Raw genomic sequence first — 13,236 nt, 5'->3', positions numbered from 1 at the left:
CGAGAAAATCGCAGAACCACTGTTTAGCGCCCAAGGGCATGATTCCCGGTCGTGGAAGGCAGGCCATGCCTTCCACGCTATAGGATCAGTTGCAGCGCGTCGATCGCATCGGCCGCCATACGCGCGACGGCCTCCGCGCCCCGTTCGTTGAGATGCGTGTTATCCTCGATCCCTTCCGGATAATTCGGATGCTCGCCCGGTCGCAGCCATGTCAACCACTCCCTCGATGCAGCGTCCCCCATCTCTTTAAAGGCGACGGCGGTTCTTCCGTGTAAATCGATGAAAGGAACCTTCTCTTGTGCGGCCAACGCTTCCATCGACCGAGGATATTCGCCATGCGTGTGGAGCAGCAAACCGTCGATGTCGAAATGCCTTCGGCAAATCGGTGAAATTAGGACGGGCCGAGCCCCCTTCCCTCTAGCTCCATCGATATATTGCCGCAAATACCGGGGGTACGTACTCCAAGGACTCGTATGCCTTGCCTCGTCTTCCTTGCCGTCGTTATGACCGAATTGAATGAATAAGAAGTCTCCGGGTTGAATCCGCTGCAAAATGCGTTCCAACCTGCCCTCTTCGATAAAGCTCTTAGAGCTCCTGCCGCATGTCGCTTCGTTGACGACCCGGACGTCGGCGGGAAGAAATCGATGGAGTCTGGCCCCCCACCCCTGCATCGGCGCCTGTTCCGGAGGATATGTCGCACAGGTGGAATCCCCCGCCAAATAAATGATTTGTTCCCTCATGTTCGTACACCGCCTATTATAGAGAACTGTCGAAAATGTACTTCTTCCCCTATTATACCTGTAAACTGGATGTCTGTGGCAAGCGCTGTCATCGCGACGGGCGTAAGGCTGTCCGATCGTAGGCATAGTAGATGCCTATCCTGCGAAATCCATGAAATACCGAGACGATCCAGCGGATATGGGCAAACATTCATCCGTTCAGTTACTGTGGCATCTTCAAATTTCCGGTGTTGCGGACGTCGACTTGTACGCGTATGTCGAAGTCCAACTTCGGGTAATACCGTTCTTCCCATTTCTCGATCTGATCGGGACTTAGCTTGTTTCGGAAAATAACCCCCGTCATTAAAATATCGGAACGGTTGCGCTGCAACTTCACCATTAGTTCCCGGAATCGTCGGTTCAGCATCCTCTCCAAATCCTTGCGGATTTTCTCCGTCGATTGCGCCGCCCCTTCGTTGGCCTCCATGACAATGGTCTTAAGGCGCAGGGTGCTTTCTAATTTCGGCGTGTCCCCCTTCCACGACGTCCGATTCGAGACGTTCGCACCGACGATTTGCAAGCTGGCGGAGTCCGTCACTTCGACAATCGCGCCTTTGAAGCGATTACGGTACAAGTTATACAGGAACGTCTCCTCCGGCGAAATGATCTCCGCGATGCGCCCGTCCCGGAACGCCGCGGAGCCGACGATGTGAAAGAGCGTGTTGTCACCAAGTTCTATTATCGGGAGCGCCATGTCCGCCGTATTGGAATGCGCGTCGCGGTACCCTTCCCATACGGACGTTAGCGCAACGTAGGGTGTCCAACCGCCATCCCTGCTGAACAGGTCGAGCATCTGCTTACCGCTCTCCTTGCGGACGTTCTTCTGACCGCCGATCATCTCGTAAGCGGTACCTTCGGTGATGACCAGAAACGCCTTGGATTTGATTTCCCGCGCTCGCATCGCGTATACTAACACGTCTGTCACCCCTTCCTCCGCGAGCTCTCGGCCCAGGAGGATAAGCGTAAGGTGCAGCACGTCGATGCTTCGTTCCTCGTTCATTCGGATCTGATCCAACGCTTCGCTGATTGTCTTCGCTTCGGCCCGAATGGCGTGGAACTCGCCGCTCTTCGGGTCGGGAATGCGCAAACTTACGATATAACCGTCTCGTCCCGGAATCCGATCCACTCCCATAATTACCGGCAGCAGCCGATTATCGATCGATTTCGAATCCCAGCAGCCACTCAAAATCAGCGCGAAAGCCGCAAGGATCGCCGCCGTTCGCAACCGAATCTTCAATTGATCGTCCTCCTCACGCGCTTGTTCGTGATCGCGACCGCGAACGCCAGCACAGGAATACAAGCGATCCCGTATAACCGTAACGGCGCATTCCAGTGCGACAAGACGTCGAACGTATACCAATCCGGTATCGCCAAACACGAAACGTACACCGCTGCGGCGATCCCGAACAGCAGCGGCTTCGGAGACCATGGCCAATACAACTTCGACACCAGCCTCGTCGAACACCAGAACAGCACCGCAGAGTACACGTATATTAATACGATCGTCGCGACGACGTAAAACATGGTGATCCGATCGAACATCAGCCATTCCAGATTGACGGTATCCAGCGCGGCCGGGAGCGGAAATTGAAACTGCGCCGCGTTGCCCGGGTCAAGTATGAGAATCGGAAGGTATGCGACGAGGAAATAGAACGGCAGTAACCCCCCCATCGCTAGGAACAATGCTCGACGCAGCGGGCGCGAAGCGAAATTACAGACGGTCCCCGTCATACCAAGGAACAGAAACCCCGAATGGGGGATCAATACAGAGAGAAATAATTCCTTCCGCCAGAACAACCCATCGGCCTGGAGCGGAAAGAGGTAATTCAAATTCGCATTCTGAAAACAAGACGCCAACGAGAAGGCGATTAAGGGTGCGACGAACAGCAGGATCGCGATCGCGCCTCGCTGCACCGAAGCGAAACCGACCGCCGCCGCCCGTAACGGAATGACGAGCATTAGCAGCTGCAGCGCCCAGATTGGCGTATTCGGCAGAAATAAAATCGCCGCAATCTCCGCATGGCTTCGGTTCAACAGTACCAGACTCGTAAAGAAATACGTCAGCAAAGGAAGCAGCAGCAGTCGAGCGGCCCAGACGCCCCAACGAGACAAAATGTCCGCCACGTCTTCCCTGGGAAACGCGGACAACCCCGATAAGTAGAAGAGGAGAAACACGAGCTCTATCGCATACCCCGCAAGGATCGGAGCCCATTGCCCGAAATGAGACATACCGATGACGTTCTCCGGGTACAAGTAGAAGAGCATGCTTAAGTGTACCGCGAAGAAGACGGATGCGAGTCGCGCCGCGCCGCTCATATCCGTTCCTCCCGGCGCGGGCGCAAGCCGAGATAAGGAACTTGGAACGAGTGAATCCCTCCGAAATATAGGAGCAGCCATGCGAGTCCCGAGATGAGGCCCATGACGCCGTAGATGGAACCGAGCAGGACACCCCCATACTTAAAGAGTCGCAGCATGTATGCATGCTGCAATCCGACCACGGTAAAATTCGCGATTATCGTCGCGGATAGCACGATGAGCAGCAGATTGCTGACGAGTTCCGCTTGGACGGCCGCCTGTCCCAAAATAATGCCGCCTACCATCGTGATCGTCGGACCGATGCTCTTGGGCAGTCTTACGCTGGCGGCGACGATCATCTCGCTGACGATGAGCATCATCAACATCTCGACGATCGCTGGGTAAGGTACGCCTTCCCGGCTCTTCGCCACCGAGAGCGCAATATCGATACGGAACAGCTCCGGATTGACGCTCACCAAAGCGACGTAAAGACCGGGTGCCAGTAGCGTTACCATGATGCCTAAAATGCGCATCCCGCGAACCGCGATCATGACGGACTTCGCGTAATTGCGATCGGAATAGATGTTCCACATATCGGTTACCAGCGATGGGACCACAACCGCGAACGGCAACTGATCGACGAGTAGGACGACGCGGCCTTCCAAGAGGAGTGCCGCGGCTTGTTCGGGCTGTTCCGTCGAGAGGCAGGGCGGCACCGGACTCCAGCTGCGTTGCCGCAAACGGGCGGTTAACGACTGTAAATGCTCGATTTCCAAACCTCCCGGCTCGTTCAGTTCGCGCTCGATCTCGCGAGCGATCGCCTCGCTGTCTTCTGTATACCGCAGGAAGCAGATTGCGACCGTTCGCTTGCGCCGCGTCCCCGTCTCTAACTGGCGGACGACGAGATCAGGCGACCGCGCATGGATTCGGAGCAGCCCGACATTCGCGTTCAGCGCCTCGGTGAACGCATCCGCCGCCCCCAACAGCGACGTTTCGCTCTGCGGCGTTCCGACGGTACGCTGCAACCGGCGCGCGCTCGGCGACAGAATGGCGATTCCGCTACGCTCCGCAAGAATCATCTTACCCGAGAGGAGAGCATCGACGGCGTCCGACACGGAGACGTCTTTGTCTTCCGCGGCTCCCGAGAGGTAGGCTTCTATAGTTTCAGACAGACTGGCCGGGTCTACAATACTATTCAGGTATAAGAGCTGCAACGGTCCCCGCGGCGACTGCCGAGCTTCGTTCGCATAATCGCCGCAGTCTGCGAATCGGCGCGAGACAGCGTCGATGAAGCGCTGTTGTTGTTCCGTGGTCATAGACAGTCCCTCGCGAAAAGATTTTTGCTTAGGATTGCCAATAGATGGATTTGTATTCTGGCCGCGCATGGTCTATCGCTAAGGAAGTCATATCAAGCATAAAGGCGCGCGAAGAACCTCAAGAAGCATGCGAGCGCCACTCCCGAGCCATAGCGAAAGTAAATAAGCGTCGTAAAACAAAAGAGACGAACGGATAGGATTCCGTCGTCTCGCGAGGTTACAACACCTTTTCAAACTCGCCGAACCAATTCCCCCAGCCGTACCTAGCGCCTTCGAGTCCTTGCGTATTCGAGAATCCAGTTTGTGCGAGATGAAGACGAACTTTTTCGTCCCCTATACATTCCTATAAAACGATCGGAAAATAACCGTCTTTCACATACTGAGCGAACGGAAGATGCCCCCCGGTTTTGTGATTCCCCACGGTCGGAACCCCCGCCTCTTTCATTTCGGTTTCCGTTTCGAAAAATCCGGAACATGCCTGGCACCCGCCCTTGATCAGTCCCGCTTGCAAGACTTGTTTGTATAACGGATGAAACGGGTGGTTCGCCTTGCTCAACTCATCAGGCCATTGCGTGCCGGCGCCATCGAACACGATTTCGACCTCGAACCCCTCGTCGTAGAGCTCCTTGCCGTAAAGCAGGCCGTGAACGGCTTTCCCTACATCCTGTTGATTCGCCTGAATAATAAAAACAAACTTGTTAGACACCGCCATAAAGTTTCATCCTCCTATATCCTTCAATAGTTAATTCAACGTCGGATTCGCCGGAGAAAACTCATCGAAATCCCATTGCCACGGGCTGCCGTTCTCGGTATATACGACTTCGTCGACCTCGAACCGAACCAGTCTTTCCGCCCCGGAAAACCGTGAAATCTCGATAGGGTCCCAAACGATATGCGACCGACCGGTGAGTTGAAGCGAGTGGCCGCTCTTGAAATCTAAAAATAATAGTCCGGAGTTAGGGTTGCTGTGTATATTTCCTAACGTATTAAACATGGAATTCCCGAAATAGTCAGGAAACAATAACGTCTTTACATCGACCACTTTTACGAATCCGGGATTCCCCCCTCGGTGAGAAGCGTCCGCTTTCCCTTCCGAACTGACGCTGCCGATGAAGAACGTGTCGCTCTTGCGAATCCATTCCTGTTGTTCTGAATCGAGGCTGTGCCTTCGGCGAGAGGAACTAAGAGATCTGTGGTAACCGCCGATCGGCTTCGGCGAACGCTTCTGTATGTACTTCGGGCAGTTCCCGTACACTTGCTCCGTCGTAACCCATAGTTTTCCCGTATCGTCGTATCTCCCCTTACCGTTTATCCGAAGACGGATTCTGCGCATGAAGTCGATCGCCAATAAACCGATTTGCGGGTTCATATCGACATTCTCCAACATCGGATCGTTCGCGGCGGGTTTGGACGAGATCGTTAACGTCGTTTCGGATACGGGCTCGATAAACCCCGGCGGTCCCGTAAGGAGAGAACTCCACACTCTTCCTTCCTTGTCGACGGATGAGGCCACAATAAGGGGTTGCGTTCGAAGAAAAGCGGACGCACCTTTTACGATGGTAGGTTTAACCGACGCGCCGTTTCGTTGGGCGACGATCCGTACGCCGGCCATCTCTTGAACCTTCAACTCCCCCGCATGATATACATCGTCCATTTAGTTTCACCCCCTTTTTAACCCCCATTCCTCCGATAAGGGTATTATACACTCGTTTATTTAATATGCAAACATTGTTTTTGGGTATTAATAAAAACAAAACAAAAAAAACCTGGATGATCATCCAGGGTGCAGCCAATTCTTATTCTCGTTGTTGTCTCCGCCGTTCCATGAAAGCCGCCACTTTCATCCGATTCCCGCAAGTTTTCTGACTGCACCAACGTCGCGTTGCGTTTCGGCTTTGATCGTAAAATCGAAGAACGCAATCCGGATTTTCGCATTTCTTCACCAATCCCGAATCGCATCGGCTAAAGAAATCGACCGCCGCTTCCGCGATCGGGACCAATAGCTCGAGGGGGGTTCGCATCAACGTCCGCCGTTCGGCGATAAAGCCGCCATCGCTCCGACGAAGGAGCCTTGTCGTTACGATCCTTTCCTTCAGCAATCGATTGACCGTTTCGATCCCATCGGAACCGTCGTGTCCCGCTTTGTCCGCTCCCAACAATTCCGCCAGTCCATTACGCAATGTTCGGGCGGTCTCCAGAACTTCCGTTTCCTCGCTCCCTCCTTCCCACTTACGGACGTAGTCCGCCGCTTCGTCTTTGCGCAGGAAGCCTGCTATTACCATCCAATCCAACAGTTCCGCAAGGCTTCCCAACAAATCGACAAGCTTTCCGTCTATCGGAATTACCGTATTTACAAAATCGATAACGGGATGATTCCCGATAAAATAAAAGGTCGGGGCTATTTTCTTTGGCATGTGTGCACAACTCCTTACTTGGCCGCTTCTCTGATGAATTCCTCGCTGCTCCTCTCCAAAACAAGCGGGAACAAGGAAACCTTGTCCGGCGCTAGAACCTTGAGTTCGTCGAATACCGCCGAGGATGCGAAAACCCGGTTTGACTCCCTTATAGCTTCCCAAAGTCCCTCTTTGTCATCGGTACCCGCAGCGGAAATATCGAAATGACGGATTCCGGCAGCCTCCACCCTTTCCGCCATCCACTGTCCCCCCCGCTTCCCCAGGCAAACGAAAGCGATCTTGCTTCCCGCCTCGATTTTTGCGATATCGAGCAGCACGGATATATCGGCCGTCGCTCCAATGGTCACAAGCCGCAGCGGTTTGTCGGAAAGCAACTTTCTTACCTCTTCGGCATGATTCAAAGTTGTAACGGCCAATTGCGCTTGCTTCGCAGCCTCCTCTAAGACCCGAGGGTTGCTTGCGATATCCTCTAAAAACACGCTTACGAGTTCCCCGCCCGAGCATTGCTCGACTTGACTTCGGTAGAACGGATAGTCGTGCTCGCGGCATTCGATAAAAAGGATTTTCTTTTTGTGCACGTCTTTGCGACGGAATAACTGAACGAAGGCAAACGACGCAACGATCAACTCGTTCAAGTCGTTGCCGTCAGCGGCCGCATCCTCGGCTATCCGATTCAACATTTCGTACATCGAACCTCGCGACTCCCGCAATCGGTCCGTCGCCGTTCCTTCTGCGACTTGCGTCCCCCGCCCCTTCTTGATCGATACGAGGCCTTCGTCGCGCAACTGCGTGTAAACAAGGGTTACTGTGTTGCGGTTCACGCCTAGCTGGTCCGCCAGCTGTTGCGCAGGAGGGAGCAGCTCGCCGGGTCCGATCGCTCCGACTCCGATGAGCCACTTTAGCTGCTCCTTGATTTGCAAATTCAAGCCATACGCAAATTCGGGGTCCGCTTGCAGAACATAGCCTTTTATCATCGAAATCCCCCAAAATTTTTGGTAGGAAAGTATATATAAATTATACCGCAGCCGTTAGGTCATGGAAACCGTGCCGGCTCGAATGCCTGCTTCGCCAAAATATAGGTTGACGTCGAATTACAAACCTAATAATATCTTAAATAACCAATTCATTAGCATTTCAATCATATTTATATGGTTATTTATAGGGGGGGGGGGAATGGGTTTCAACATGTTGGAGAACAAGGTTGCGAAGTATTTTTCTAAAATGAAGGGGAATGGGAGGAATCCGCTCTCCGTCGCTCCACGCACTGCCTTGATCGGCTTCTTGGGCGGTTTCACGGCGATCGGTCTTCTGGCGTGGCTCACCGATGCAACGCAATCCGCATGGATGATGGCGCCTTTCGGAGCCAGCTGCGTGTTAGCCTTCGGCGTGTGGGATGCACCGCTCTCCCAACCAAGGAACATCGTCGGAGGGCATTTGCTCTCCACCTTCGTCGGGTTAATTTTACTGAAGCTCTTCGGGAATGATCCCTGGGTTATCGCGTTGGCGGTTGGACTGTCCGTCGCGCTCATGCACTTGACTCGCACGACGCACCCGCCGGCGGGGGCGGATCCGATCGTCGTCATTATGGAGGGCAGCCCTTGGCTATTCTTATTGACTCCCGTTCTCGCCGGCTCCTTAGCGATCGTGCTGACAGCGTTGGTAATTAACAATTTGGATCAACGACGCAAATACCCTACCTTCTGGGCGTAAGGGAGAGCGTCTGCGAAGTGCGGAGCTGCGCACACCAGAGCAAAGACCGCGTGCCGGAACTACAATGTAGTCCGGCTTCTTCGGGGTTCGTTAGCCCCCCTCGGTATATCCCCTCGGGAACCACAGTCCACGGTAAGAATTAGGTTCCGGGATCGTCTCGCCAAGCTGCTCGGCTGCGGTCCGCGGCCAATACGGATCCCGCATCAGGGCTCGTCCGACGGCGATAAGGTCGGCACTGCCTTCGCGCAATATGTCCTCGGCTTGCTTCCCTGTCGTGATTAACCCCACCGCCGCGGTAGGCAGTTGCCCCTGCTGCCGGATTGCTTGTGCATATCTCACTTGATAGCCGGGAAACACTTCCGGCTTTCGATCGGTAACGCCGCCGCTGCTGGCGTCAATCAGGTCGACCCCCTGTTTTTTCATATAAGATGCGAAAATAAGATGATCCTCGATTCCGTTCCCGCCTTCTTCATACTCATTGGCCGATACCCTTACGAAGAGGGGCCCTTCCCATACTTCCCGCACGCTGTCAATGATTTCACCGAGGAACCGATACCGATTTTCATGGCTCCCTCCATAATGGTCTTCGCGTACGTTCGTTAGAGGCGAAAGGAAATCATTTATTAAATAGCCATGCGCGGCATGGAGTTCGATGACGTCGACGCCGGCTTGCTTCGCTCGATATGCCGCTCGACCGAACGCCTTTACGATTTCCAGAATACCTGCTACATTTAGAGCTTCCGTGCGCCTGCCCCTGAACGGCAGACCGGAGGAGGACAGCCCCAGTCCCGTCTCTTTCTTTCGGCCGGCGTGGCCGAGCTGAACGCCGACCTTGGCTCCTTGACGCTTGATGATGCGAATGAGTTCTGATAGTTTATCCATTTGACTGTCGTTCCAGAGTCCTAGCGAGCCGGGATCGGCGCCTCTCTCTTCGACCGCCGTCACCTCGATTATAATTAAACCCGCTTGACCTACCGCTCGGGCGCCGTAATGGATAAACTGCCACTCCGACAAACAGCCATGCTCGTCGGCCGCCACCGTTCCCATCGGCGACATCATAATCCGATTCTTTAACGTCATCCCGCGAATTGTGAACGGACTGAACAAGATTGACACCTGGTAGCCTCCTTCGTTGTTGTTTGTTGCTTCCGTTTCCATTTTATAAAATTAACCCTTATAGAAACATAACGAAATCGCGGTATTTTCTCATGTTTCCTTTTATTTCATTGTTTTATTTGGGGGAATGATTTAAAAATAAAGGAGGGTTCATTCACTTGCGGAGACTTCGGTTCCCGCACAGGTAATATACTCAAGTTGTCAACCAGGAGGGCTGCTTCGCCATTGTGGATAAGAGGGGCGCGTGATCGAGGCAGAAGGGTTGCGCTGGTATTCCCGTAAGTCCCTTCCTCTGGCTTCTGCCTGGATCCGCTTGTAAGAGTTTGTGTGATTTTTGTGACTCCTGCTTAAGAACCTCGAATTTCCGAGATGAGGGAGCTGAGAAATTTTTGCTGTTCCACGCTCGTCTTTTCGCATAACCCCCTTATCAATCGATCCTCATGCTCGGTCAGTTCCCGTTCAAGCGTTGAACTCATTCTTTGTTTTAATTCGAAATACACGCCTCTTTCTTCGACCGCACGAATATAGTGCCCATCCGGGTCATAAAAGGTGAAATAACCGAAATCATTAGTAAATACAGGTTCTTTATCGATATGCGCTCCAGCTTGTTGAATCCGTTCATGCAAAGCCAGCAAATCATTCGTTAACATCTCAACCATCGTCACGTGCCCCGTGCCGCTTGTGATAAAGAATGAACGAGGAAATACAAACTTCAATTGTGTGACATTTTCCGGTTTGGTTTCCATCAAAAAGATACCCGGGCCATTTCCGTTTTTCAATGCGACATGCGCTTCTCCAAACTGATAATCCGCCGAATTCAATTCGTAACCCAATCCATTGCAATAAAAATCTACCGATTTTTTCAAATCCGATACTGGAATTCTCATGCAACAGTAGCCGATAACATCGGCATTATTCGTTTTTTTGCTTAGCATATGCTCCATTCTCCTTTTCGCTGCTTTTCGTTGTGAACTGCTGAATCTTGCGTTATCCGCGCTTCCAGTCACGCTTCCTTGCCAAGATTCGTCGCGAATCGTCATACCATTCATCGTCACCTCCAATGTATTTGTACAATATAATTAAAACATTGGAACCCAAAATTATCCAAACTATTGTTTTGGTCTTTTACTCCTTCAACCCGGAGAAGGCACTGAGGGCAGGTGCTTCAAAACCACGATTTGCTACATTCTTGCGCTTCGCAGTCCGAAAGCAAGAAAAACTCCTGAGTTCCATGTTGGAAACAGAGGAGTTTTTCTGCAATCTGAAACGCCTGCGTATTGGCAAGCGTTTTTCCGTAGCCGAATTAGGCGTCCCTGATGTTCGGTTAATCAATAAATCCTACATATTCCATTACTCGTTTCAATATGACCGCGCATTCCGCCCGCGTCGTTTGCTCCTTCGGCGCGAACACCCCTTCGGCGGTCCCTCTCATCAGTCCGGCCGACCATGCTTGATCGACGGCGTCCGCCGCCCACTGCGCAATTTCCGTTCGATCGGCGAACGCGCCCAACGCGGTCGACTTCGCTTCGGGGAGACGTTGACCGGTAAATTCGACCGCACGCAAGATCATGACCGCCATCTGTTCGCGGGTGACATAAGCATGGGGCCGGAAGGAGCCGTCTTCATAGCCGGACACGATTCCGGCGCGGTAAGCCGCCGCAGCCGAACTCGCAAACCAATCGTCGGAGCCGACATCCGTGAAGGATGCCTGCCCTTCTTGCATCAGCCCAAGGGAGCGAACCAACATTCCGACAAACTCCCCGCGAGTAATTCGGACATCGGGGTTGTAGATGCCGTCGGCGGTGCCGTTCACGACCAGCTTATTGGCAAGGAGCTCCACCTCTTCTCGAGCCCAATGGTTTTCCATATCTTGAAAACGATTCTGCGACTCGACCACGGCGTAGACGCTGTTATGCGGCGAAAAAATCGTCACGACGGAAAGGCCGTCTTGGGTCGAAAATCGGGACGGAACAAAATGGGGCACTCCCCTCTCATCCAACCAAATCGCCGTCATTTCGTCCGGATTCGGTTCTTCCCGCAGCGATATGGTTCGTTCCACATACACACCGTTAAAGTCTGTCATCATCGCGCCCCCGACGCTTAGTTCAAACTCGACCGGTTCGGACGTAACTACCCGGAGCCCGCGTCCCTCGGCCGATTCATTCAGCTGTCTCGTTGCGCCTGGACTGCCTTGGGCGATGCGTACTGCGACCGGACCGCTCGCGTTCGTACCGGCCAACAAGCTTACCGGGACGCGATAGGCCGCTCCCCGCGCCTTGACCTCAATGACCGCATCGGGTTGAGCGGATGCAAGCTCCTTGAGTAACTCGCTCGGAAACTCCACTTGAATTACAGGTTCCGTTCCGGGGACCTCGACCGTCTTCAACCGGTTACCTGCGTTGATGAATATATCCCTGACCTGCTCCTCGCCGAACCGAAGACGCACGCCGTTCCGCCCGTCTTCGGTTTCAAACGCCTCCGGTTCGACTTGGATCGGAGGCTCCGGATCGGCTTGGGAAACCGCACCTCCCGGCGTACTCGGCGTACTCGGCGTCTCGTCTACCGGCGCGGCGGGCGGCGAAGAGGTGTCGGAACGGAGAGACCATTTGGCGTATATTTTTAGATTATCGGTCACCGGCGTGTGAAACTGATAGGCTGTTGTTCTCGCGCTGTCCGAAAACCACCCGTCGAACGTGTAACCCGATTTAATCGGCGTCGCCGGTTCGATAGCCGTTCCGTGATACGGCACCTGCTGGTTCTCTACCGTGCTGCCGCCGTCCGTATCGAAATCAATGGTATACTCGTTCACGGTCCACTTTGCGTACAGCGTCACGTTCCCCGTCACCGGCGTGGCGAAGTCATACGCCGCCGTTCTTCCGCTGTCGGTGTACCATCCATCGAACGTGTGCCCCGTTTTCGTCGGTGCGGGCGGTTCGCTCGCCGTTCCGTGATACGGCACCTGCTGGCTCTCTACCGTGCTGCCGCCGTCCGTATCGAAATCAATGGTGTACTCGTTCACGGTCCACTTTGCGTACAGCGTCACGTTCCCCGTCACCGGCGTGGCGAAGTCATACGCCGCCGTTCTTCCGCTGTCGGTGTACCATCCATCGAACGTGTGCCCCGTTTTCGTCGGTGCGGGCGGTTCGCTCGCCGTTCCGCGATACGGCACCTGCTGGCTCTCTACCGTGCTGCCGCCGTCCGTATCGAAATCAATGGTGTACTCGTTCACGGTCCACTTCGCGTACAGCGTCACGTTCCCGGTTACCGGCGCAGCGAAGTTATACGCCGTCGTTCTCGCGCTGTCCGTGTACCACCCGTCGAACGTGTGCCCCGTTTTCGTCGGTGCAGTCGGTTCGCTCGCCGTTCCGTGATACGGCACCTGGTGGCTCTCCACCGCGCTGCCGCCGTCCGTATTGAAATCTACGGTGTACTCGTTCACGGTCCACTTCGCGTACAGCGTCACGTTCCCGGTTACCGGCGCAGCGAAGTTATACGCCGTCGTTCTCGCGCTGTCGGTGTACCATCCATCGAACGTGTGCCCCGTTTTCGTCGGTGCGGGCGGTTCGCTCGCCGTTCCGTGATACGGCACCTGCTGGCTCTCTACCG

General features: G+C 54.1%; 12 protein-coding genes. 1 reads left to right on the top strand and 11 read right to left on the bottom strand.

Annotated features, from left to right (window positions below; translation table 11 throughout):
* Nucleotides 1-77: 77 nt before the first annotated feature.
* The 8 genes from RIN49_RS23100 to RIN49_RS23060 all read right to left on the bottom strand — a co-directional run bounded on the left by RIN49_RS23100 (nucleotide 78) and on the right by RIN49_RS23060 (nucleotide 7,778).
* The gene (locus RIN49_RS23100) at nucleotides 78-740 is read right to left on the bottom strand and encodes a rhamnogalacturonan acetylesterase (RefSeq protein ID WP_309122509.1); all 663 of its coding nucleotides are present in this window, start codon (nucleotides 738-740) and stop codon (nucleotides 78-80) included.
* A 202-nt stretch (nucleotides 741-942) separates the two neighbouring features.
* Nucleotides 943-2,016, bottom strand: a complete 1,074-nt coding sequence (locus RIN49_RS23095) for a Ger(x)C family spore germination protein (protein ID WP_309122508.1) — start codon at nucleotides 2,014-2,016, stop codon at nucleotides 943-945.
* The gene (locus RIN49_RS23090; protein ID WP_309122507.1) at nucleotides 2,013-3,095 is read right to left on the bottom strand and encodes a GerAB/ArcD/ProY family transporter; all 1,083 of its coding nucleotides are present in this window, start codon (nucleotides 3,093-3,095) and stop codon (nucleotides 2,013-2,015) included. Before RIN49_RS23090 ends, RIN49_RS23095 begins: the two co-directional genes overlap by 4 nt.
* Nucleotides 3,092-4,390: a spore germination protein gene (locus RIN49_RS23085; RefSeq protein WP_309122506.1), complete on the bottom strand. Its 1,299-nt coding sequence runs from the start codon at nucleotides 4,388-4,390 to the stop codon at nucleotides 3,092-3,094. The genes RIN49_RS23090 and RIN49_RS23085 overlap by 4 nt, the downstream gene beginning before the upstream one ends.
* A 343-nt stretch (nucleotides 4,391-4,733) precedes the next feature.
* Complete coding sequence (locus tag RIN49_RS23075) at nucleotides 4,734-5,102, bottom strand: hypothetical protein (protein WP_309122505.1); 369 nt, start codon at nucleotides 5,100-5,102, stop codon at nucleotides 4,734-4,736.
* A 30-nt stretch (nucleotides 5,103-5,132) separates the two neighbouring features.
* Entirely contained in the window at nucleotides 5,133-6,044 is a 912-nt protein-coding gene (locus RIN49_RS23070; RefSeq protein WP_309122504.1) for a pyridoxamine 5'-phosphate oxidase family protein, read from the bottom strand.
* Nucleotides 6,045-6,186: 142 nt separating this feature from the next.
* Entirely contained in the window at nucleotides 6,187-6,804 is a 618-nt protein-coding gene (locus RIN49_RS23065) for a CGNR zinc finger domain-containing protein (RefSeq protein WP_309122503.1), read from the bottom strand.
* Nucleotides 6,805-6,818: 14 nt separating this feature from the next.
* Nucleotides 6,819-7,778, bottom strand: a complete 960-nt coding sequence (locus tag RIN49_RS23060; protein ID WP_309122502.1) for a GntR family transcriptional regulator — start codon at nucleotides 7,776-7,778, stop codon at nucleotides 6,819-6,821.
* A 199-nt stretch (nucleotides 7,779-7,977) separates the two neighbouring features.
* Here RIN49_RS23060 and RIN49_RS23055 point away from each other — a divergent pair, with 199 nt between their 5' ends.
* Complete coding sequence (locus RIN49_RS23055) at nucleotides 7,978-8,514, top strand: HPP family protein (protein WP_309122501.1); 537 nt, start codon at nucleotides 7,978-7,980, stop codon at nucleotides 8,512-8,514.
* Between the two features lie 90 nt (nucleotides 8,515-8,604).
* On the opposite strand, the gene namA is transcribed toward RIN49_RS23055, so the two are convergent.
* From namA to RIN49_RS23040, 3 genes are all read right to left on the bottom strand, one after another.
* A complete protein-coding gene (namA, locus tag RIN49_RS23050) occupies nucleotides 8,605-9,672 on the bottom strand; it encodes an NADPH dehydrogenase NamA (RefSeq protein ID WP_309122500.1) in 1,068 nt (355 codons plus the stop codon).
* Between the two features lie 305 nt (nucleotides 9,673-9,977).
* Nucleotides 9,978-10,679: a VOC family protein gene (locus RIN49_RS23045; protein ID WP_309122499.1), complete on the bottom strand. Its 702-nt coding sequence runs from the start codon at nucleotides 10,677-10,679 to the stop codon at nucleotides 9,978-9,980.
* A 275-nt stretch (nucleotides 10,680-10,954) separates the two neighbouring features.
* Nucleotides 10,955-13,236: InlB B-repeat-containing protein (locus tag RIN49_RS23040; protein WP_309122498.1), on the bottom strand; the 2,282-nt coding region annotated here is incomplete at its 5' end.

The organism is Paenibacillus sp. (assembly GCF_031177825.1).
Taxonomy (GTDB): domain Bacteria; phylum Bacillota; class Bacilli; order Paenibacillales; family YIM-B00363; genus Paenibacillus_AE.
Note: the sequence above shows the minus strand (reverse complement) of the source record. Positions and strands in the feature narration are given on the sequence as shown.

Coding starts and splice junctions, on each gene's coding strand:
- RIN49_RS23100 (WP_309122509.1), bottom strand. CDS start 740: ATGAGGGAACAAATCATTTATTTGGCGGGGGATTCCACCTGTGCGACA.
- RIN49_RS23090 (WP_309122507.1), bottom strand. CDS start 3,095: ATGAGCGGCGCGGCGCGACTCGCATCCGTCTTCTTCGCGGTACACTTA.
- RIN49_RS23085 (WP_309122506.1), bottom strand. CDS start 4,390: ATGACCACGGAACAACAACAGCGCTTCATCGACGCTGTCTCGCGCCGA.
- RIN49_RS23075 (WP_309122505.1), bottom strand. CDS start 5,102: ATGGCGGTGTCTAACAAGTTTGTTTTTATTATTCAGGCGAATCAACAG.
- RIN49_RS23070 (WP_309122504.1), bottom strand. CDS start 6,044: ATGGACGATGTATATCATGCGGGGGAGTTGAAGGTTCAAGAGATGGCC.
- RIN49_RS23065 (WP_309122503.1), bottom strand. CDS start 6,804: ATGCCAAAGAAAATAGCCCCGACCTTTTATTTTATCGGGAATCATCCC.
- RIN49_RS23060 (WP_309122502.1), bottom strand. CDS start 7,778: ATGATAAAAGGCTATGTTCTGCAAGCGGACCCCGAATTTGCGTATGGC.
- RIN49_RS23055 (WP_309122501.1), top strand. CDS start 7,978: ATGGGTTTCAACATGTTGGAGAACAAGGTTGCGAAGTATTTTTCTAAA.
- namA (WP_309122500.1), bottom strand. CDS start 9,672: ATGGAAACGGAAGCAACAAACAACAACGAAGGAGGCTACCAGGTGTCA.
- RIN49_RS23045 (WP_309122499.1), bottom strand. CDS start 10,679: ATGAATGGTATGACGATTCGCGACGAATCTTGGCAAGGAAGCGTGACT.